At 64.0% G+C, this 20,742-nt stretch carries 24 protein-coding genes and 2 tRNA genes; 20 read left to right on the forward strand and 6 right to left on the reverse strand.

Annotated elements, in window-relative coordinates:
• Positions 1-1,890, reverse strand: coding sequence for a 2-oxoacid:acceptor oxidoreductase subunit alpha (locus EPL04_RS02290; RefSeq protein ID WP_134669053.1), 1,890 nt, complete (start codon positions 1,888-1,890; stop codon positions 1-3).
• 227 nt (positions 1,891-2,117) lie between these two features.
• Here EPL04_RS02290 and EPL04_RS02295 point away from each other — a divergent pair, with 227 nt between their 5' ends.
• Positions 2,118-5,492 carry a PKD domain-containing protein gene (locus tag EPL04_RS02295; RefSeq protein WP_134669055.1) on the forward strand — a complete coding sequence of 1,125 codons (3,375 nt, stop codon included), beginning with the start codon at positions 2,118-2,120 and terminating at the stop codon, positions 5,490-5,492.
• Between the two features lie 24 nt (positions 5,493-5,516).
• Positions 5,517-6,440: a hypothetical protein gene (locus tag EPL04_RS19140; protein ID WP_245154516.1), complete on the forward strand. Its 924-nt coding sequence runs from the start codon at positions 5,517-5,519 to the stop codon at positions 6,438-6,440.
• A 3-nt stretch (positions 6,441-6,443) separates the two neighbouring features.
• Here EPL04_RS19140 and EPL04_RS02305 read toward each other — a convergent pair whose 3' ends face one another.
• Both EPL04_RS02305 and EPL04_RS02310 read right to left on the reverse strand, forming a co-directional pair.
• Positions 6,444-6,656 carry a hypothetical protein gene (locus EPL04_RS02305; protein ID WP_134669057.1) on the reverse strand — a complete coding sequence of 71 codons (213 nt, stop codon included), beginning with the start codon at positions 6,654-6,656 and terminating at the stop codon, positions 6,444-6,446.
• 3 nt (positions 6,657-6,659) lie between these two features.
• The gene (locus tag EPL04_RS02310; protein WP_134669058.1) at positions 6,660-7,694 is read right to left on the reverse strand and encodes an Mrp/NBP35 family ATP-binding protein; all 1,035 of its coding nucleotides are present in this window, start codon (positions 7,692-7,694) and stop codon (positions 6,660-6,662) included.
• A 210-nt stretch (positions 7,695-7,904) separates the two neighbouring features.
• On the opposite strand from EPL04_RS02310, the gene moaA reads away from it, so the two are divergent.
• The 16 genes from moaA (at position 7,905) to EPL04_RS02390 (ending at position 17,012) form a co-directional block, all read left to right on the forward strand.
• A complete protein-coding gene (moaA, locus tag EPL04_RS02315; protein WP_134669060.1) occupies positions 7,905-8,912 on the forward strand; it encodes a GTP 3',8-cyclase MoaA in 1,008 nt (335 codons plus the stop codon).
• A 49-nt stretch (positions 8,913-8,961) separates the two neighbouring features.
• A complete protein-coding gene (locus EPL04_RS02320; RefSeq protein WP_134669062.1) occupies positions 8,962-9,288 on the forward strand; it encodes a hypothetical protein in 327 nt (108 codons plus the stop codon).
• A gap of 132 nt (positions 9,289-9,420) precedes the next feature.
• A tRNA-Ser gene (locus EPL04_RS02325) sits at positions 9,421-9,505 on the forward strand.
• Between the two features lie 16 nt (positions 9,506-9,521).
• Positions 9,522-10,043 (forward strand): 30S ribosomal protein S13, encoded by a 522-nt coding sequence (locus EPL04_RS02330; RefSeq protein ID WP_134669064.1) that lies wholly within the window; start codon positions 9,522-9,524, stop codon positions 10,041-10,043.
• A complete protein-coding gene (locus EPL04_RS02335) occupies positions 10,043-10,567 on the forward strand; it encodes a 30S ribosomal protein S4 (RefSeq protein ID WP_134669066.1) in 525 nt (174 codons plus the stop codon). Before EPL04_RS02330 ends, EPL04_RS02335 begins: the two co-directional genes overlap by 1 nt.
• Positions 10,564-10,956 carry a 30S ribosomal protein S11 gene (locus tag EPL04_RS02340; protein WP_134669068.1) on the forward strand — a complete coding sequence of 131 codons (393 nt, stop codon included), beginning with the start codon at positions 10,564-10,566 and terminating at the stop codon, positions 10,954-10,956. Before EPL04_RS02335 ends, EPL04_RS02340 begins: the two co-directional genes overlap by 4 nt.
• 3 nt (positions 10,957-10,959) lie before the next feature.
• On the forward strand, positions 10,960-11,706 hold the full coding sequence (locus EPL04_RS02345; RefSeq protein ID WP_134669070.1) for a DNA-directed RNA polymerase subunit D: 747 nt from the start codon (positions 10,960-10,962) through the stop codon (positions 11,704-11,706).
• A 164-nt stretch (positions 11,707-11,870) separates the two neighbouring features.
• A tRNA-Leu gene (locus tag EPL04_RS02350) sits at positions 11,871-11,955 on the forward strand.
• A gap of 33 nt (positions 11,956-11,988) precedes the next feature.
• Complete coding sequence (locus EPL04_RS02355) at positions 11,989-12,342, forward strand: 50S ribosomal protein L18e (RefSeq protein ID WP_134669072.1); 354 nt, start codon at positions 11,989-11,991, stop codon at positions 12,340-12,342.
• Complete coding sequence (locus EPL04_RS02360; RefSeq protein WP_134669074.1) at positions 12,339-12,776, forward strand: 50S ribosomal protein L13; 438 nt, start codon at positions 12,339-12,341, stop codon at positions 12,774-12,776. The genes EPL04_RS02355 and EPL04_RS02360 overlap by 4 nt, the downstream gene beginning before the upstream one ends.
• The gene (locus tag EPL04_RS02365; RefSeq protein ID WP_134669076.1) at positions 12,770-13,168 is read left to right on the forward strand and encodes a 30S ribosomal protein S9; all 399 of its coding nucleotides are present in this window, start codon (positions 12,770-12,772) and stop codon (positions 13,166-13,168) included. The genes EPL04_RS02360 and EPL04_RS02365 overlap by 7 nt, the downstream gene beginning before the upstream one ends.
• 44 nt (positions 13,169-13,212) lie before the next feature.
• Positions 13,213-13,413 (forward strand): DNA-directed RNA polymerase subunit N, encoded by a 201-nt coding sequence (locus tag EPL04_RS02370; protein ID WP_134669078.1) that lies wholly within the window; start codon positions 13,213-13,215, stop codon positions 13,411-13,413.
• Positions 13,413-13,592, forward strand: coding sequence for a DNA-directed RNA polymerase subunit K (locus tag EPL04_RS02375; protein WP_134669080.1), 180 nt, complete (start codon positions 13,413-13,415; stop codon positions 13,590-13,592). Before EPL04_RS02370 ends, EPL04_RS02375 begins: the two co-directional genes overlap by 1 nt.
• Positions 13,589-14,800: a phosphopyruvate hydratase gene (gene eno / locus EPL04_RS02380; RefSeq protein WP_134669082.1), complete on the forward strand. Its 1,212-nt coding sequence runs from the start codon at positions 13,589-13,591 to the stop codon at positions 14,798-14,800. Before EPL04_RS02375 ends, eno begins: the two co-directional genes overlap by 4 nt.
• Positions 14,797-15,594, forward strand: a complete 798-nt coding sequence (rpsB, locus tag EPL04_RS02385) for a 30S ribosomal protein S2 (protein WP_134669084.1) — start codon at positions 14,797-14,799, stop codon at positions 15,592-15,594. Before eno ends, rpsB begins: the two co-directional genes overlap by 4 nt.
• A gap of 212 nt (positions 15,595-15,806) precedes the next feature.
• On the forward strand, positions 15,807-17,012 hold the full coding sequence (locus EPL04_RS02390; RefSeq protein ID WP_134669086.1) for an inorganic phosphate transporter: 1,206 nt from the start codon (positions 15,807-15,809) through the stop codon (positions 17,010-17,012).
• An 18-nt stretch (positions 17,013-17,030) separates the two neighbouring features.
• Here EPL04_RS02390 and EPL04_RS02395 read toward each other — a convergent pair whose 3' ends face one another.
• The 3 genes from EPL04_RS02395 to EPL04_RS02405 all read right to left on the reverse strand — a co-directional run bounded on the left by EPL04_RS02395 (position 17,031) and on the right by EPL04_RS02405 (position 19,003).
• Positions 17,031-17,459, reverse strand: a complete 429-nt coding sequence (locus tag EPL04_RS02395; RefSeq protein ID WP_134669088.1) for a universal stress protein — start codon at positions 17,457-17,459, stop codon at positions 17,031-17,033.
• A gap of 78 nt (positions 17,460-17,537) precedes the next feature.
• Entirely contained in the window at positions 17,538-18,590 is a 1,053-nt protein-coding gene (gene meaB, locus EPL04_RS02400; protein WP_134669090.1) for a methylmalonyl Co-A mutase-associated GTPase MeaB, read from the reverse strand.
• The gene (locus EPL04_RS02405) at positions 18,587-19,003 is read right to left on the reverse strand and encodes a cobalamin B12-binding domain-containing protein (RefSeq protein WP_134669092.1); all 417 of its coding nucleotides are present in this window, start codon (positions 19,001-19,003) and stop codon (positions 18,587-18,589) included. The genes meaB and EPL04_RS02405 overlap by 4 nt, the downstream gene beginning before the upstream one ends.
• 165 nt (positions 19,004-19,168) lie before the next feature.
• Here EPL04_RS02405 and EPL04_RS02410 point away from each other — a divergent pair, with 165 nt between their 5' ends.
• Together EPL04_RS02410 and EPL04_RS02415 are read left to right on the forward strand one after the other, a co-directional pair.
• Positions 19,169-19,783, forward strand: a complete 615-nt coding sequence (locus tag EPL04_RS02410; protein ID WP_134669093.1) for a DUF420 domain-containing protein — start codon at positions 19,169-19,171, stop codon at positions 19,781-19,783.
• Positions 19,780-20,643 carry a fructosamine kinase family protein gene (locus tag EPL04_RS02415; protein WP_134669095.1) on the forward strand — a complete coding sequence of 288 codons (864 nt, stop codon included), beginning with the start codon at positions 19,780-19,782 and terminating at the stop codon, positions 20,641-20,643. The genes EPL04_RS02410 and EPL04_RS02415 overlap by 4 nt, the downstream gene beginning before the upstream one ends.
• Positions 20,644-20,742 lie beyond the last annotated feature (99 nt).

Below are 20,742 nucleotides of genomic sequence, written 5' to 3' on the forward strand. Positions count from 1 at the left end.
TTAATCACCCGTTGCGGATTCGATGCGGACGTTGTGGTCGGTCACGTCTGCGCCGCCTTCGAGACGGACCTCGAAGCCGGAGACGACTTCCGCGGGCTCGAACGGGTTGCCGTCGTATTTGAGCAGGCTGTACAGCTTCTCGCCGAAGCGTCCGAGCTGGCCCTGGATGTGGCGACGGAACTGCGCAGTCGCGTTCATCTCGATGACCAGCGCCTCGTCGACGCTCTCGAGGAACTCGGTCACTTCGTCTTTGGCGAACGGCATGATGTCGCTGACGTTCATCGACTTGACCGAGTGGCCCTCCTCGTTCAGCCGGTCGACCGCCTCCTCGGCGACGCCCTTCGTCGACCCGAAGCTGAGGATGCCGTAGTCGGCGTCCTCGGGGCCGTGGACCGCCTGGTGGTCGGCGTTCTCCGCGAGGTCCTCGCTGATGGAGTCGAGCTTCGCCAGCCGGCGGTTCATCTGAGTGACCCGGTTGTCCGGATCCTCGCTGATGTGGCCGACCTCGTTGTGCTCGTTGCCGGAGGCGAGGAAGTTCCCGCCCTTCTGGCCGGGGAGCGAGCGGGGACTGACGCCGCCCTCGCCGTCGTAGACGTACCGCTTGAACCGGCCGGCCTTCTTGGCGGCCTCTTCGAGGTCCTGCTCGCTGACGACGCTACCGAGGTCGGGGTTTGGCTCCTCGTCGAAGACCGACTCGGGGATGGTCTGGTGGCCTCCCGAGAGCTTCTGGTCGTAGAGGACGATAGCCGGAATCTGGTAGTCGTAGGCGAGTTCGAACGCTTTGCGGGTCTGGCGGTAACACTCGGCGGGATCGCCGGGCGCGAACACCACGCGGTTGGAGTCGCCCTGGCTCGTGTACAGGACGTGTTCGAGGTCGCCCTGCTCGGGCTTGGTCGGCATCCCGGTCGAGGGGCCGGCCCGCATCGCCTCGACGAGCACGATGGGCGTCTCGGTGATCTCGGCGAGTCCGAGCGGCTCGGACATCAGCGCGAAGCCGCCGCCGGACGACCCCGACATCGCCTTGGCGCCGGCGTGGCTCGCGCCGATGGCGAGCGACGCCGCCGCGATCTCGTCTTCGACCTGCTCGGAGATGCCGCCGAACTCCGAGAGGTTCTGGGTCATGAGGGTGTAGACGTCGGTCCACGGGGTCATCGGATACCCCGAGATGAACCGACAGCCCTCGTCGAGGGCGCCGTACGCGATGCCGTGGGACCCGGAGACGAACACCTGCTCTTCGTCGTTGGTGCCCTCGGGCGCTCGGAGGTCGTGGGTGAACTCGTAGTCGTCCTTGAGCGAATCGTAGGCGTCGTGGAGGATGGTGAGGTTCGCCTCGAGCACGTCGCCGCTCATCGCGTCGTCCATCAGGTCCTCGATCGGATCGAGGTCGAGATCGAGCAGCGCGGCCGTCGCGCCGACGCCGGCGGTGTTGCGCATGACCTCGCGGCCGTACTCTTTGGCCAGTCCGCGCAGATCGAGGTCGTAGACGTGCCAGTCGTTCTCCTCGACGCGCTCGTCGAAGTTGTCGATCTCGCTCGCGTCGAGCAGTCCCTTGTCGTAGATGATGACGCCGCCCTCCCGGAGCTCGTCGAGGTTCTCCGAGAGCGGTTTGATCTCCTCGTTCCCGTAGTACGCCTCTTCCTGGGGATTCCGGGCGAAACTGTCGCCGAGCGCGAGCAGGAAGTTGTACCCGTCACCGCGGGACTTGACCTCCTCGTCGCTGGCCCGGATCTCTACGTACGTGTGGCCGCCGCGGATCCGCGACGGGTAGTGGCGGTGCGTGAAGACGTTCAGCCCCGACCGCATCAGGGCCTTCGCGAAGTTCTGGCTCGTCGAGTCGATCCCGTCGCCGGAACCACCCGCGATTCGCCAGATGAGTTCATCGTCGGTCATAGTGGTAGCTCACGGCCGTTAGGCCCAGTGTTCGTAACTTGGTCGGTGATACAGTAAAGCCTTTGCTATAGATTAGCAAGGAATGTTCATGAGGAATCTGGCGCGACGAACGGCCGATTCGGATGGACACAGCCGTAACGGCTCGTTTATCGCAGAACTAGCCCATATTGTTTCCACATCTAATTAAGTGATTTTATATACGATAGAGGAAGAAAATTGGGTCGAAAATGTCGAAATCGAGTCTCGCCGCTATTCTCGTCCTCGTCGTCGTCCCCACGGCCGTGGGCGCGACCGTTCCCGCCGCGACCGACGCACCGCTCGCTGACGCCGGTCTCGACCAAGAGGTGAACAAAGGCGCGACGGTGCACCTCGACGGCACGGGATCGCGCGATCCCGACGGGGAGATCGGCACCTACCGCTGGACGATTCGCGCGCCGAGCAACAAGTCCGTGACGCCGAACTGTCGGACGTGTCCGCGCACATCGTTCGTCCCCGCGGAGGTCGGCCGGTACAGTGTCACGTTGACCGTGGTAGCCGACGACGGGACCGCGAAGTCCGATACGCTGTACGTGGACGTAACGCCCGGTGCGGCCCCGGACATTTCGCTTTCGGGCCCCGAGACGCCGACGGTCGGCGACTCGACGACGTACACCGCGGACCTCGACCGGGGGGCGGGCGCGCTCGATTTCGTCGTCTGGACCGTCGACGGCGTGACGGTGGCGAATCACTCGGTGGCGGCCGAACAGGGTTTAGACACGATACCGCGGCGGTTCCCGACGACCGGGGCGCGAACACTGACGGCGACGGTCCACGACGTCGACGGACAGACGGCATCGAGTTCCCTCGGCGTTACCGCGCGGTCCGACGCGAACGCCCGCTCGCGTTCGACGCCCGAACGGGATCGGACGGGCACCCTCGCCGACCGAGCGACGCCCGTCGTCGACGGCGATGCGGTCGTCACCGGCGCGAAACCGCTCCGCGCCCGCTACGAGGTTCAACTCGACGCCGCGGCCGCCAACATCGAGTCGATCGCGTGGCACAATACGTCGACGCGCATCGGAACGGGAGCGCGCCTCGTCCGCGCGTGGGCACCCGGCGATCACGAACTCTACGCCGTCGTTTCGTACACCGACGGGTCGGAGAACGTCGCGACCTTTTCGAACGGTTCGACCGCGGTCGTAGCCGACCCGAGGCCGAACGCCTCGATACGCTCGCTCGATAGGTTCGGCTCCGTCTCGGGGAGCGCGACAGCCGAAGACGAGTACGAGAATTTGGAGACCGTCCGGGTGACCTTCGACGGAGAGCAGATTGCGAGAGCGCCGGCACCGACCCGGCGACGCTACCAACCCTCGGGCGGGCGCCACCAGACCCTGCGATTCTCACATCACGAATTCACACCTGGTGAGCGCTACGAAATAACGGTGGTTGCGATCGACGAGCGCGGGCAGGTCGCACGCGACAGTCGAGAAATCGTCCCGGTCAAAGAGCCCGAGATCGTCACGTCCGAGTTTGTCAACAGTCCGGTCGATTCGTATCACGAGCGAATCGATGCAGAGCGGTATACAGCGCGTCACGTATTGAAAATTGACTTAAATGGAGTTGATCGAGAGAATATTAGCATTAGTATCGGTTCAGAAAGCGAGGATGTTTCAAAGGTAAATATTTCTACAGAAATCAAGGACGGTGACGACACCATCACGATAACAAGTTTCTGGGCTGGCAACTATCCCGGTTCATACAAAATAAGCACCTTATACAAACATAAAAACGACTTACTGGACTGGAAGCATAGGTGGTCCACTGTATTTCGAGTAACTCCAAGTAATCCAGAGTTGCGTATCAATGTTCTAAATGATGGGACAGAAGAATACATCACCCGTGAACACGGAATATCCGTTGATGCTAGCGGATCTTTTGATCCGGATAAAACGGATCTGAAGTATATATGGAAGTATGGGGCGCATCCCGAAAATTCAGATAATACAACTGCGAAGTTTTCTTCTTATAAAAGAGCTGTTAGTATCATCGAAGATCAGTACGATCTCCGAACAAAACGTAGCTTCGACTTCCTCGATAGTTTCACACCTGGGATTAAGTCAAAGGAAGTTCTAAGCTCGGGGTTATATGGACCGAACGATGTTGTGAGAGTCCGCATCGAGACGAAACCGTACTTCCTTTCAAAGAGAACATACTACGACGATCTCGACCTTGCGATTTCGGTAAAGCATCGAGAAGCTTCAATCGAAAGATGGGAGCGAGTTCCGGCATCAAGCCCAGAGCACTCAGACGCTACTGAAAACCCACAAAAGCGGGTCGGTGTTGTCAATATACCTGTGTCGGCTCTGTCCAAGCAAGAAAGGCCAAAAATAGTAATATACAACAAAGATAACCCCAAGAAGGAAGACACAACCAAATTACCAAGGGTTGATATACTGACTAAGCAGAAGCAGTACTGGAAAAACCCTACAGTTATCGAATCAAGCTATTTAATAGAGAAACCACGATTGAGAGAGGTTAGTGTCGACACCCCCCGAGAACTCAATCGATATCTGCTTAATGGATATTCAATTAACGAAAGAAATAGAGAGACAAACTATGTGATTGAAAGGAAAACTAAAATAAAGGACGCGGTATATGAGACGGAGACCAGAACTTTCCGCAGTAAGGCAGCTCGCGACGCGTTCGTGTCTATGGATTGGAGGTCAAGTGGAACGAGTCGTAGGGAAGTAACGAAGGTGAAGACGGAGGAACATTGGTTAAGTGATGTTTCCGAACGTCCTAGACTACGCGATTCAAATCTATGGAACGGAGAGTTGACTGGTGAAACTCGGCGTGTCGTCGTTGAACCAGTAGAGTACCGAACTGAAAAGCAGTACGAATACCAACACGAGGTTCAGAAGACAAGAACTAAAACAGTGACAAGGAGGAAACAAGTTCCGGTCGAGAAGACAAGAACGAGGACAATCACTCGTTGTGATCGGTATCTTGGATGTTTCGAGACTACGCATACAGAAACATACCATACTACTGAAACCCGATCCTATGAAATTACTCGAGCCTATACCTACACGGTTACCCGCACTAGAACTCGTTGGGCAACGACTGGTTCACGCGTAAATGGAGAGTTCACCGGAAAAACAAGGAGAGTAAAAATAGACGATGCGGTATATGAAACAGAGCACAAGATTAGGGAAAAATCCCGCTATAAGGACTCAGTGCAAGTGTATGAAGCCTCTCGGAAAAATATCATTAAGCCACCGGAATATGAATGGAAAAAAGTACGATCGGTCAATCGAGTTCGATCAGCCTATAGAGCGGTAAACGCTCAAGAAGACTTGCGAGTTGGGAAGTCGGAAACTATTACATCATGGGATCTAGCGAAGCAGACTGGTGTTGATCGACTCTGGAAACGCTCATACTCTAATGAATACCATGTGATCAAAACGAGGGCTACGGTCCGTGGTACCCTTACAGAAAAATATGTTAATGAGCGGACTGGAAAGACCATCACTAAGCATAAGAAGTCATATTCTAAAAAGGTCGAATATAATAGTGCTATGGATCCCTGGCAGATAACCAGCATATTAAACCATAGAATATAAGTATATAATATTTAATTTAATACTATGGGAAATGAATTCATATGGGTCACCATACTATTGTTGACCATTAGTCTTATGTCGCCTATGATGGTCGAAGGGTTGTCAGAAGATGCCGAGACCACTATAACGGTCAACGGAAGCGACGGGTATAAACACGAATTAGTTATTCAAGAAGAAGATAGCTCCATCTTAGTTAGATCAACTAATACAGTAAGCTGGGAAAATAAATTTTCTGGGTATAATATAAAAGTTGACAATCAGCGCGTATACGATTCAGACCTGCGCTTAGACCACGGCGAGACCCACAAACAGAGAATAAACCTCACGCCGGGAATAAACGTAAATCAAGACGACCACACAGTCACCTTCTCGACGTACGGAAACCACACGCAGTTCAATTTCACCCGCGAGATCGACTCCAGCGATTCCGGATCGATACCGACTCCGAAAATCACCGACGTCGAGGTGACGATGGGAACCGCTAAGGGACAAGAGTCCGTCGTCGCCAACGTCACGCTGGCGAACCCGTCGGAACAACTCTACAGCACGAAGCTCATGGTCCACACCGTCGGGACCGACGGCAGTCTGTATCCCGCCTCCGTTCGCCCGGGAGACACCCGGACGATCAGCGTCGAACTGCTCGACGAGCGCGACGCAGAAATCGCGGGCGAGGCGCGGTTGTACACCGGTAATATGACGACGGAAGACGGCGCAATCGATCAGGTCGAGTTCGCCGGGACCGTCGAGGACGACACGGCAGTCTGGAACGCGCCGTACGAACCCGTCCGGCCGACGTGGATGGACGACAACTACGAGTACGAGAACGCGAGCTACGAGCGTGACATCGGCGCGAAGTTGAGTCGAGGCCACGAAGTCGGCGGCGTCCCCGCCGTCTTCGTCGCCGCGGCGCTGGTGGTCGGACTCGTCAGCCTCCGGCGACTCCGATAGCGCTCAGGACTCTTTGGTCCGGAGGATCTCGCGCATGTTCAAGTAGATGTCCTTCGGCGACGTCTCCTCGTCCGGATCGTAGAGGTCGCTCACCCGGTAGAGCATCGCGGCGACCTGCTCGCTCTCGGAGGAGTCTCCGCGAACGTCGTCGGCGATCTCCCGGAGCCGTTCGGCGCGTTCGGGGTCGGAACCTTCGATATCAGGGTCTTGAGACATGGCTCACTGTTGCGTTCGGCGTTTGATAATCCCGACGTTGTTGGCGACGTTCTCGGTCAGCACGCGGAACGCGTCGCCGGTGTCGCTGTCCTCGTCGAGTACGATGGGTTCGCCCTCGTCGCCGCCGGTCCGGACCGAGGGGTCGATCGGGATCGAGCCGAGGAACGGCATGTCGTTGTCTTCGGCGAACGCCGCACCGCCGCCCCGCCCGAAGATGTCGTGTTCGCCGCCACAGTCCGGACACTTGAACGTCGCCATGTTCTCGGCGATCCCGAGGACGTTGGTGTCGTGCTTGCCGAACATCCGCAGGCCCTTGCGGGCGTCGTCGACCGCGACCTCTTGGGGCGTCGTGACGATGACCGCGCCCGTGACCGGGACGCTCTGGAGGAGCGTGAGCTGGGCGTCGCCGGTCCCCGGCGGGAGGTCGACGACCATGTAGTCGAGGTGACCCCACTCGACGTCCTCCCAGAGCTGGGTGAGAACCTTGTGGACCATCGGACCGCGCCAGATGACCGGATCGTCCTCGCCGACGAGAAACGCCATGCTCATCAGCTTCACGCCGAACTGCTCGGGCGGGATCATGGTCTCGTCTTCGGTCGCGGTCGGCACGTCGTCGGCCGCGACCATCCTCGGGACGTTGGGGCCGTACACGTCGGCGTCGAACAGTCCGACTCGCGCCCCGAGTTGGGAGAGGCCCGCGGCGATGTTGACCGCGACTGTCGACTTGCCGACGCCGCCCTTACCCGACGCGACCGCGATGATGTTCTCGACGTTCGGGAGCACCTGGTCGTCGGCCGCGACGTCATCGTCGACGCGCGCCGAGAGAGCGACCTCGAGGTCGTGGTCGGCCAGCACCTCGCGAACTCGATTCGCGATCGCCGTCTCGTTGGGGGAGTACGGCGCGCCGAGCGCGAGCGAAATCTCGACGGTGTCGCCCTCCACGGAGATGTCGTTGACGAGGTTCAGCGAGACGATATCGTCGCCGAGATCCGGGTCCTCGACCTCCCGGAGCAGGTCGCGTACCGCTGGTTCGTCCATGCGGGTGGGTAGGGTGCGAGCGAGCGATAAGGCTTGTGCAGTCCGGTGAGGACGAAGCGTGGGGACCCGACCCAGCGCCGGCGTGACAGCGATCGAACCGGAAAATGAAAACGACACCGGCCGGATCGCCGCACATATGTAACTATATTTGGTTACAGCACGGCGTCGTTCGCCCGCGATTTTAAGGTGTCTCACGAGAAAGGATCGCATATGTTGGAGGACGACTTCGGGCGCGAGGTGTCTGGGGTGCGGGTCTCGCTCACGGACCGCTGTAACTTCGATTGCGTCTACTGTCACAACGAGGGGCTCGGCGACACCCGCGGACCGATGGACCCACAGGACGACGAGATGACCGCCGACGAGGTCGTCCGGTTTCTGGAAGTCGCCCGGGAGTTCGACGTCCGAAAGGTGAAGTTCACGGGCGGCGAGCCGATGTTGCGCCAGGACTTAGAGGAGATCATCCGACGCACGCCCGACGCGATGGAGGTGTCGCTGACCACGAACGGGACCTTCCTGCCCGGCCGTGCCGAGGACCTCGTCGACGCCGGACTCGAACGGGTCAACGTCTCACAGGACGCGCTCGACCCCGAGGCGTTCGCCGAGGTGACCGAGAGCGGCGCCTACGACCGCGTGATGGAAGGCGTCGACGCCGCGCTCGACGCCGGGCTCGATCCGGTGAAGCTCAACATGGTCGTGTTCGAGAAGACCGCGGGCTACGTGCCAGAGATGGTCGACCACGTCGCCGACAACGACGGGCTCCAGCTCCAGCTCATCGAGTACATGCCCGAGCTGACCGGCAAACCCGAGTGGGCGATCGACATAGACCGGGTCCACGGGTGGCTCGAAGAGCAGGCCGACGAGATCGAGATCCGAGAGATGCACGGCCGGCGGCGCTACTGGGTGGGCGGCGATGATGCGACCGAGGAGGCCGGCGCCCCGACGGACTCGTCGGGCCGCGGGATGGTCGAGATCGTCGACCCGGTCGAGAACGAGAGTTTCTGTGCGAACTGCCATCGCGTCCGCGTCACGCACGAAGGATACCTCAAGGGCTGTCTGAACCGCAACGACGACTTGCGGCCGATGGGTGCGATGACCAAGCCCGAGATCCGCGAGACGTTCCGCGAGACCGTGGCGAACCGGGTGCCCTACTACGGCGAGTACATGGTGAAAGGCGAGGGCGGGGAGTGGGAGATCAACGACGACTACATCGAGGTCTGATTCTCGCGGGGGCCCGCACGCTTAACCGACTCTCGGGCCAACGTCCCGTATGAGCCATCTCGCCGAGACGTTCGGAGAGGTCGATGCCGAGGACACCGTGCGCGTCGTACTCGACGACGGGACCGAGTTCGAGGGGCGAGCCAGCCCCGTCGACTACGTCCCCGACGAATCGTTGCGGGTCGAGGTCCGACCCCGAGATCGAGCGGGCGAACGCTACGAGATCAGCGGGGAGTACGACGAAGGGTGGAGCGACTTGACGGTCCGACGGGCCGACATGGACGGCGACGAGACCGAATGGGCGCGACTGGGGACCGTCGAGAGCCTCGAAGCCCGCGACGCCGGGGGCGACGTGAGCGCCGACAGCGACGAGTCGTAGGTCGAGACGCCGGCCCGGCCGCCCCTCGGCGATTCGTTGCGTTTATATGTATCCCCTGGGTACGTTGAGTTGCAAACCTGTAGGGGCGCCGGGTCCCGAGTCCGAGAGGGCGACAGTGAATGCACGAAACGTGTCGAGGTAGCCTAGTCTGGCCCACGGCGCAGGGTTGCTAACTCTGTGGCGTCAAGCCTCGAGGGTTCAAATCCCTCCCTCGACGCTTTCAGTACCCAACTATGAGCACGGAAGAACCACAGGAGGAAGACGAGGACCTCCAGTACTTCGTTCGCATCGGGCGCACAGACCTCGATGGGACGAAGACTGTCGAGCGATCCCTCTCCGAGATGAACGGGATCGGTCGCCGAGCGGCGCGCATCATCGCCGACAAGGCGGGCGTCGACCGAACGGCGACGTTCGGCCGTCTCGACGACGACAAGATCGACTCGGTCGTCGACGCCGTCGAGAGCTTCGCCGACGAGGTCCCAGAATGGCTCGCGAATCACCGCAACGACTACTTCTCCGGTGAGACCACCCACGAGACGGGCAACGATCTGAACATGACCCGTCGTCAGGACATCAACCGGATGAAGATGATCGACTCGTACAAGGGCGTCCGCCACAAGCGCGGCCAGAAGGTCCGCGGACAGCGGACCCGCTCGACCGGCCGTACGGAGGGCACCATCGGCGTCAACGTCGAGGAGATCAAAGAAGAGCAGGCCGCCGAAGAGGCCGCCGACGAGGAGGGTGGTGAGGAATAATGGCGCTCGGACAGAACACCAAATCGTACGAGACGCCGAACCACCCCTTCCAGGGCGAGCGCATCTCCGAGGAGAGCGGTCTGGTCGACCGCTACGGACTCCACAACAAAGAAGAGCTCTGGCGCGCCCAGTCGGAACTTCGCGGCTTCCGCCGGGAAGCCCGCGACATCCTCGGCCAGCGAGCGCAGGGCGACGTCGAAGCGACCGAGGGCTCGGAGTTCGTCTCGCGGCTCAAGCGACTCGGCATCCTCGACGACGGCGACGAACTCGACGACGTGTTGCTCCTGGAAGTGACCGACGTCCTGGAGCGCCGGCTCCAGACGGTCGCCTACCGAAAGGGGCTGGCCCAGACGCCCCAGCAGGCGCGTCAGTTCGTGGTCCACGGCCACGTCACCGTCGACGGTCAGCGCGTTCAGGCGCCCTCGTACAAGGTCGAGGTCGCCGAGCAAGACACCGTCGCGTTCGACGAGAACAGCCCGCTGGCGGACGACCTTCACCCCGCGCGATCGGAGGGTAACGAATGAGCGCAAACGAAGACGGCAAATGGGGCGTAGCCCACGTACACGCATCGTTCAACAACACCATCATCACGGTCACTGACCTGACCGGCGCCGAGACCATCGCGAAGTCCTCGGGCGGGACCGTCGTCAAGCAGAACCGCGACGAGTCCTCGCCGTACGCGGCCATGCAGATGGCCGAGACGGTCGCCGAGGACGTCAAAGACGCCGGTATCGAGGGCGTCCACGTTCGGGTCCGCGGCCCCGGCGGGAATCTCCAGCAGAACCCCGGTCCGGGCGCGCAGGCGACGATCCGCGCGCTCGCCCGCGCCGGACTCGAGATCGGTCGCATCGAGGACGTGACCCCGATCCCGCACGACGGCACCCGAGCGCCGAAAGGAAAGAGTGGATTCTAATCCATGAGCGAGGACTTCGACGTTGAGTTCATCGAACGCGGGGACCGAGACTCCCGGTTCCTCGTCCGGGGCGTGACGCCGGCGTTCGCCAACGGCATCCGCCGGGCGATCATCGCCGACGTGCCGACGCTCTCGATCGACACCGTTCGGTTCATCGAGAACTCGTCGGTCATGTTCGACGAGCAGATCGGGCTCCGACTGGGTCTGGTCCCGCTCAGCACGCCGCTGGGCGAGTTCGAAGAGGGCGACAGCGTCACCCTCAGCCTCGACGTGTCGGGGCCGGGGACCGCCTACTCGGGCGACCTCGTCAGCTCCGACGAGATGGTCCAGCCGGCCGACGACAACGTCCCCATCATCGACCTGAAGGACGGCCAGCGTCTCGAACTCGAGGCCGACGCCGTCCTCTCGACGGGGAAAGACCACGCCAAACATCAGGGCGGCGTGGCCGTCGGCTACCGACACCTCCAGCGCGTGGAGGTCGTCGGCGACCGCGACGCCTACGACGAGGCCGAGACCAACATCCTTCGCGGGGTCATCGAGGACGACGGCGAACTCGTCCCGACCGAGGCGTTCGACCACGACCTCACGAACCGCTACCCCGGCAAGGAGCTCGAAGTCCACGACGTGGACAACGCGTTCGTGTTCAGCGTCGAGAGCGACGGCTCGCTACCGGTCGACGACCTCGTCACCGCGGCGGCCGACTCGATCGCTTCCCGCGCCGACGAACTCGAACAGGCCGTACAGCTATAGAACAATGCAGGGCACTTCGAACCGCGTTTCGGCGCCGCTCGCCCGGTCCGGCCAGCGACGCAATCGCAAGCCGGGAGCGCGACGGCGGACGCAGACCGAAACAGGTTTGAAGGGCCACCCACTACACACAGTTGCCCGCGACGGGCTGCATGTGTGTTCTACGTGCAGGGATAGCCAAGTCAGGCCAACGGCGCAGCGTTCAGGGCGCTGTCTCGTAGGAGTCCGCAGGTTCAAATCCTGCTCCCTGCACTTCAGTTTTCATTCCCATCAGGAGGAAGCACTATGAGCAAGACAAATCCGAGGCTCAGCAGTCTCATCGCCGATCTGAAGTCGGAGGCCCGCAGTTCGGGCGCCGACGTGTGGAGTACTGTCGCAGATCGCCTCGAGAAGCCCCGAAGCACGCACGCGGAAGTCAACCTCGGCCGCATCGAGCGGTACGCCGAGGAAGACGAGACCGTCATCGTGCCCGGCAAGGTTCTCGGGAGCGGCGTTCTGCAGAAAAACGTCACCGTCGCCGCAGTGGACTTCTCGTCCACCGCGGAGACGAAGATTCAGCAGGCAGACGGTGAGACGCTCAAGCTCGAACAGGCAATCGAACAGAACCCCGACGGCTCGAACGTACGGGTGATCCGATGAGTATCGCAGAATTCGACGCAGACGTCGTCGTCGACGCCCGCGACTGTATTCTCGGTCGCGTGGCAAGTCAGGTCGCACAGCGCGCGCTCGACGGCGAGCGCGTCGCCGTCGTCAACGCCGAGGACGCGGTCATCACCGGCAGCGAGGACGACGTGATGGAGACCTACGAGAAGCGCGCCGAACTTGGGTCGGACAGCGGTCCGTACTACCCCAAGCGGCCGGACATGATCTTCAAGCGCGCGATCCGCGGGATGGTTCCGTACAAGAAGACCCGCGGGCGCGAGGCGTTCGAGAACGTCCGGGTCTACGTCGGCAACCCCCACGACGAGGACAGCGAGGTCCTCGAGGGCACGTCGCTGGACCGGCTCTCGAACATTCGGTTCGTCCAACTGGGCGACATCAGCAAGAATCTGGGTGCTAACGTCACATGGTAACCAACACGAGCGGCAAGAAGAAGACGGCCATCGCCCGTGCGACGGTCACGGACGGCGAGGGTCGCGTGCGAATCAACTCCCGACCAGTCGAACTGATCGAACCGGAGACGGCCCGACTGAAGATGCTCGAACCGTTCCGCATCGCCGGCGAGGAACGCCGCGACGCGGTCGACGTCGAGATCGACGTGCAGGGCGGCGGCGTCAGCGGGCAGGCCGACGCGGTTCGGACCGCGATCGCTCGCGGACTCGTCCAGCACACCAGCGACGCCGAACTCCGGGACGCGTTCACCGAGTTCGACCGGTCGCTTTTGGTCAACGACTCCCGGCGCTCCGAGCCCAAGAAGTGGGGCGGCCCCGGCGCTCGCGCGCGCTACCAGAAGTCCTACCGCTGATTACCATGACAGGAAACCCGCGGTCCACGGAGGCCCGATAACCCATGATGGTACCGGTCCGTTGTTTCACATGCGGGAAGGTCGTCGGGGAGTACTGGGAGGAGTTCAAGGCGCGCTCCGAGACGAAAGAGGGCGACGAGGACCCCGAGAAGGTCCTCGACGAACTCGGCGTCGAGCGACAGTGCTGTCGCCGGATGCTCGTCTCGCACAAGGACCTCGTCGACATCGTCTCCCCCTACCAGTAATGGCTCAGCAACGCTACTCCCGGTACGAGAAGGCACGCATCATCGGGGCCCGAGCCCTGCAGGTGTCGTACGGCGCACCGGTGCTGGTCGAGACCGACCAGACCGAGCCCATCCTCATCGCGGCCGAGGAGTACGACGCCGGCGTCCTTCCGTTCACGGTGCGACGAGGCGAGCGATGACGCTGGTCAGCGAGGTCCGACTCCGTCAGATCCTCGACTCCCGAGGCAACCGGACGGTCGAGGCCGACGTGATAACCGAGAGCGGCGGGTTCGGCCGGGCGGCGGCCCCGAGCGGGGCGTCGACCGGCGAGTACGAGGCGATCGAACTCGACCCGACCGAGGCCATCGCCTCGGCCCGGGAACACGCCGTCCCTCGACTCGAAGGGCAGGTGTACGTCGGCGATCAGCGCGACGTCGACCGCACCCTCGGGGCCGCGGACGGCACCGACGACTTCTCCGAGATCGGCGCGAACAGCGCGGTCGCGATCAGCATGGCCGCCGCGAAGGCGGCCACGGACGTGCTCGGCACGCCGCTGTACCAGCATCTCGGCGGCGCGTTCCGGGGCGACGAGCTCCCGACGCCGCTCGGTAACGTGGTCGGCGGCGGCGAGCACGCCGCCGACGCGACCGCGATTCAGGAGTTCCTCGCGGCACCCGTCGGCGCCCCGAGCGTCCAGGACGCGGTGTTCGCCAACGCGGCGGTCCACCAGGAGGTCCACGATCGCCTCGACGGCCGAGGCATCGCCGCCGGCAAGGGCGACGAGGGCGCGTGGGCACCGTCGATCGACGACGACGAGGCGTTCGAACTCGTCGACGCGGCGGTCGAGACCGTCGCCGAGGAGTTCGGCTTCGAGATTCGGTTCGGCCTCGATATGGCCGGCGCCGAACTCTACGACGCCGACGAAGAGGCGTACGTCTACCGCGAGACCACCCGCGACGCCGACGAGCAGATCGCGTACGTCGCCGACCTCGTCGACGAGTACGACCTCGCGTACGTCGAGGACCCGCTCGACGAGAACGACTACGAGGGCTTTGCCGAGCTGACCGACCGGGTCGGCGACCGGACGCTGGTCTGTGGCGACGATCTGTTCGTCACCAACGTCGAGCGACTCCGGACGGGCATCGAGCAGGAGGCGGCCAACGCCGTTCTGGTCAAACCCAACCAGATCGGCACCCTCTCGGACGCCGTCGACGCCGTCGAGCTCGCGGTCGAGAACGGCTACCGACCGGTCATCTCCCACCGGAGCGGAGAGACCGAAGACACGACTATCGCACACCTCGCCGCGGCGACCGCCGCCCCGTACATCAAGACGGGCGCGGTCGGCGGCGAGCGAACCGCGAAGCTGAACGAGCTCATCCGTATCGAGCAGAACGTTTCCACACCATGAGTGACAACGAGAGCGAACAGGTAGAAGACGAAGGCCTCGAAGCCGCCGAATCGGAGACCGACCTCGAAGCAGAGGGCGAATCCGGTGCGGAGCCGTCGGTCGACGCCGACGACGACGTGGCGGCAGAGGCTGACGACGACCAGACGACCGACGACGCCGAAGTCGAGGACGCCGGCCCGAGCCTCGACGAGGACGTCATGGACAACCAGGAGGAGGCCGACCTCCTCATCCCCGTCGACGAGTACCTCGGCGCTGGGGTCCACATCGGGACCCAGCAGAAGACCCAGGACATGGAGCGGTTCATCCACCGGGTCCGGACCGACGGGCTGTACGTCCTCGACGTCTCGAAGACCGACGAGCGCATCCGGACCGCCGCGGACTTCCTCGCGAACTACGACCCCGAGCAGGTGCTCGTCACCTCCTCGCGCCAGTACGGTCGATTCCCGGCCGAGAAGTTCGCCGACGCCGTGGGCGCGCGGGCCCGTACGGGCCGGTTTATCCCCGGCACGCTCACCAACCCCAAGTACGACGGCTACATCGAGCCCGACGTGCTCGTCGTGACCGACCCCATCGGCGACGCCCAAGCTGTCAAGGAGGCCATCACTGTGGGCATCCCGGTCATCGCGATGTGCGACTCGAACAACAACACTTCGAACGTCGACCTCGTCGTCCCGACGAACAACAAGGGTCGCAAGGCCCTGTCGGTCGTCTACTGGCTGCTGGCCAACGAGACGCTCGATCGGCGCGGCGCCGAGCCCGCCTACTCGCTCGACGACTTCGAGAGCGGGATCTAACGCGGGCTTTTCTGCGTTCGTGGTCGTATTTCGCACGAATGCTCGTAGCGACGGCCGCGACCGGCGAACGCTTTTGTCCGTCCGTCAGAATGTCTCTCTATGATCGACAGCGACGAGTTCGAATCCGGCACAAGAGTGAGGTTTCGGGACGTTCGAGCGAGGATCCGCCCCGCGAGCGGTCGCGCCCGGCCCGGTGACGTCCGGAGAGCCGCGTGACGCCGGCGTTCTGGGGGCTGGTCGTGCTCGCCACCGCCACCGGACTGGTCGCGGCGTGGGCGCTCGGCGCGAACAGCAACTCGCCGCCGTTCGCCCCCGCCATCGGCGCGAACGCGATCTCCACGATGCGTGCGGCGTTCCTCATCGGGATCCTCGCCGCACTGGGGGCGTTCGTGCAGGGCGGGAGCATCTCCGAGACGGTCGGCGCCGGCCTCGTCGACGGCGTCGCGATCACGCCGCTGGCCGCGACCGCCGGGCTGTTGACCGCCACCGGGTTCATGGCGTTCGGCGTCTACACCGGCTATCCGGTGCCCGCGGCGTTCGCGACGACCGGTGCGATGGTCGGGGTCGGGCTCTCGCTCGGCGGGGATCCGACGTTCGAGACGTACCGCCGAATCGGGACGTTCTGGGTTCTGGTGCCGCCGATGTCCGGCGGACTGGCGTACCTCACTGCCACGGTCTTGCGCCGCGACGACGTTCCCGACACCGTCGGCATCCCGCTGTTGGCCGCCCTCGTCGCGGGGATCCTCGCGCATATCCGGCTGAGCGTCGTCCCCTCGCCGCCGGAAGTCAGTCAGGCGTCGGTCGCGGAGTTCGCCGCGCGAACTGTCGACGCCCCCGCCGTTGGCGGCGTCGACGTACTCACCGTCGTCACGACGCTGGCGTTCGCCGCCGCGGGCTTCCAGTTCATCCGACGCCGGACACAGCAGTCCGTCGAACGGGGGACCCGGACGTTTCTGGTCGGGCTCGGGAGCGTCGTCGCCTTCTCCAGCGGCGGGAGTCAGGTCGGGCTGGCGACGGGGCCGCTGGAAAATCTCTACCGGGTCGAACTCGGCGCGCCCGGGATCGTCCTGCTGGCGATCGGCGCGGCCGGCATCCTCGCCGGCGCGTGGATGGGCTCGCCCCGGCTCCTCCAGGCGACCTCGCGCGAATACGCCCAGCTCGGCGCTCGGCGGTCCATCGCGGCCCTCGTGCCGGGGTTCGTCATCGCACAGCTCGCGATCGCGTTCGGAATCCCGATCTCGTTCAACAACATCATCATCTCCGGGGTCATCGGCGGCGGGCTCGCCGCCGGATCGGCCGGCGTCTCCCGCCGGAAGATCGGGGTGACGCTTGCGTTCTGGGTCGTCACGCTCGTGACCTCGATCGTGATCGGATTCGGACTCTACCGGACGCTCTCGTCGGTTCTCGGGCTCCGATAGGTCGGCGGTCGGCGAGCGCTACCGGACGACGGTCACCGTGACGGGCGCTCGGGCGACGACGTTCGTCGCGACCGTCCCCAGCAGTCGGGCGGTCAGGCCGGTCTCGCCGCCGTGGCCGCCCATGACGATGTGGTCGACCGCGGAGGCGTCGGCGTACGCGAGTATCGTCTCGACCGGGTCGCCCGTCTCGACCGCGGTATCGACCGTTCGATCGACCTCCCGTGCGCGGGTTTCCGCCCGCTCGATCAGCTCGGCCGCGCGCTCGCGGGCTTCGGTGTGGCGTCGCTCGTTCGGGTCGAGGACGCCGCTCTCGATCATTGATTCGTCGATCGGCGTCACGACGTTCAGCACCGTGACGCGACAGTCGAAGGTCTCGAGGGCGTGGACGAGCGCTCGGTCAGCGAGCGGCGAGCCGTCGATGGGAACGAGGACGTGGTCGGGCGCCATACCGACGCTATCGCTCCCGCGTACAAGTACCCACCCCCGACAACTCGATCTCGGCGCGGAATCCGAGGCCGGGCCGACTCACTCCCGGGGCGCTTCTAGACACCGTTCGAGCGGTTCGATGACCTCGTCGGCGACCGCGTACGGATCGGTCTCGCGGGCGACCACGTCCGCGAGCAGTTCCTCCATCCCGCCGCGGCGCTCGATCTCGGCTTCGAGGAGCTGTCCGACGTCCTCCCGGAGGAGGTTGCGGATCTCCTCGGCGTATCTGGTCCGGGCCTTGGCTTCGAGCGCGCCCGACGACTCCAGATAGTCGTAGTGGTCGGCGAGCGTCTCGACCAGTCGCTCGACCCCCTCGCCGGTCTTGGCGACCGTCTCGACGACGCTCGGCGTCCAGCCCTCGTCGTCGGCCCGCTCGTCGGCGTCGCCGTCCGAGACCGCGCTCGCGCCGTGGTGGCCCGTCGCGAGGTTCGCGGTGCGGTCGGTCTGCATGTGGATCATCTCTCGGAGCTCCTGGACGGTGCGGTCCGCGCCGTCGAGGTCGGCCTTGTTGACGACGAACACGTCGCCGATCTCGAGGATGCCGGCCTTGAGCATCTGGACGTTGTCGCCGCTCTCGGGCGGGACCAGCACCGCCACGGTGTCGGCGGTCTTCACCACGTCGATCTCGTTCTGGCCGGCGCCGACGGTCTCGATGAGGATCTTGTCCTTTCCGAAGGCGTCTAAGGCCTTTACCGCGTCCGTGGTCGCGGTCGAGAGCCCGCCGAGCGTCCCGCGGGCGCTCATCGACCGGAAGAACACGTCCATGTCGCCGACGTTACTCGCCATCCGGATGCGGTCGCCAAGCACCGCCCCGCCGGTGAACGGCGAGGAGGGGTCGACCGCGATGACCCCGACGGTCTCGCCGCGCTCGCGGTAGTAGTCCGCGAGCTTGTCGACCAGCGTCGACTTGCCGGCGCCCGGACTGCCGGTGATGCCGACGACCTCGGCGTCGCCGGTGTGGGCGTGAAGCGCCGAGACCAGTTCGCGGTAGCCGGGGTCGCGGTTTTCGATCTTGGTGATGACGCGGGCGAGCGCGCGGTGTTTGCCCGCCAGCAGTTCCTCGAGCAGTTCGTCGTGGTCGGGCGCGCTCATCGCTGTGGAGCGTTCTCGCGGACGAACTCGACGGTCTCTTCCATCGGCGTGCCGGGGCCGAACACCTCGGCGACGCCGAGGTCTTTGAGTTCGGCCTTGTCGTCGTCGGGGACCACGCCGCCGACCAGCACGAGCGTGTCCTCGAACGCGTCGTACTCCTTCAGCCCGTCGATGACCTTCGGGATCAGGGTGTTGTGAGCCCCCGAGAGGATAGAGATGCCGAGGACGTTGACGTCCTCCTGGACCGCCGCCTGCACGATCTCGTCCGGGGCGTTGTGGAGCCCGGAGTAGATGACCTCGAACCCCGCGTCCCGGAACGCCCGGGCGATGACGTGCGCCCCCCGGTCGTGACCGTCGAGACCGACCTTGGCGACGAGACAGCGGATCGACTGCTGTTCCTGGTCTGCGCTCATACCTACCGATTCCGTCCGTTCGGGTTTCACTTTAACGGAAACATTTGCGAAAGTTCATTTGGATTCGCCCAAACGGGGTTGGAGAACCGCCCGACTGCGGTCGCTTCGTCGCCGGCCGAACGTCGGACAGGAACGCTCTTGGGCCGGTAGTCCCAACCACCGGACATGGCAACCGCAACGGCGAGGCGCCGGGTGAAAAACAACCCCCGCGCCGCGACCGCGATTCTCTCGGCGGTGGGGTACGTGCTCGTGCTCGGGACGTTCGCGGGACTGCTCCCGATCTATCCGGAGCTCTCGCGGGCGACCACCGACCTGTTCAGCCACGCCATCGCGGCGGTCAACACGGTCGCGCTCACCGCCCTCCTGCTCGGGTGGCGGTGGATCCGCCGCGAAGAGGTCCGCAAACACCGGGCCGCGATGCTGACCGCGTTCGGGCTCATCCTCCTGTTTCTGGTGCTCTACCTCGTGAAGATCGGCGGCGGCGGCGAGAAGAGCATCGACGCGACCGGTCTGGTCTACTACGCGTACCTCATCATGCTGGCGATCCACATCGTCCTCTCGGCGGTCTCGGTGCCGGTCGTGATCCACGCCGTCGTGCTCGGGCTGACCCACACGCCGGCCGAGCTCCGCGAGACCGCCCACGCCCGCGTCGGGCGCATCGCGGCCGCCGCGTGGGGGCTGAGCCTCGCTCTCGGGATCGTGACCTACCTCATGCTCAACCACATCTACGGCGTCGAGGAGTATCTCGCGGCGCTCGCGCCGGTCGTCTGGCGCCGATGAGCCAGCCCGGCGTCGACTCGCGCGTCGCCGACGCGCTCGACACGGCCGTCGAGGAACTCTCGGCGCTCGAGGGCGGCGAGGTCGGCGCGGTCTTCCGGACTGCCCTCGCCGACGGTCGCACCGTCGTCGCCAAGACGGGCCCGACGCCCCTCGGAGTCGAGGCCGAGATGCTGGCGTTTCTGGACGATCGGGGCCTGCCCGTCCCCGAGGTCGTCCACGGAAGCGACGATCTGCTGGTGGTAGAGTACGTCGCCGGCGACGGCGACCACACCGCCGACGCCGAACGCGACGCGGCCCGTCACCTCGCCGCGCTCCACGAGGAGTCCCCGCGGAAAGAGCGGCGAGCCTACGGCTTCCCGTTCGACACCCTCGACGGGCCGTACCGCCAGCCGAACCCGTGGACGGAGTCGTGGGCCGCGTTCTACCGCGACCACCGCCTGCTGTCCGTCGCGGCCAAGGCCCGAGCGGCGGGCGCGCTGTCGGCCGACCTGTTCGCCCGCGTCGAGTCGCTCGCCGCGGACCTCGAGTCGTTGCTCCCGTCGTCGCCGCCCGCATCGCTCCTCCACGGCGACGTCTGGGACGAGAACCTCGTGGTCCGGGACGGCGAGGTCCGGGCGTTTCTCGACCCCGCCTGCTACTTCGGCCACGCCGAGGTCGAACTCGCGTACGTCGACTTCGCGGGATCGTTCGGCGACGCCTTCTTCGACGCCTACGAGGCCGCCCGGGGTATCGACGCCGGGTTCTTCGAGGGGCGCCGCGAGGTCTATCAGCTCTACCCGGTGTTGGTCCACCTGCTGTACTTCGGGGACGACCGGTACGCGAACCGGCTTCGCGAGACGCTCGAAGCCCTCGGGCGCTGACCCGTCTCCGACCGGGTCGACGACGCCGAAGCCGCTCCAGTTGCCGAACACGTAGTCGCCTCGGAGGTCGGCCACCGCCTCGCCGTCGTAGACGTACCC

Origin of the sequence: Halorussus marinus (genome assembly GCF_004521895.1) — an archaeon.
Classification (GTDB): Archaea; Halobacteriota; Halobacteria; order Halobacteriales; family Haladaptataceae; genus Halorussus; species Halorussus marinus.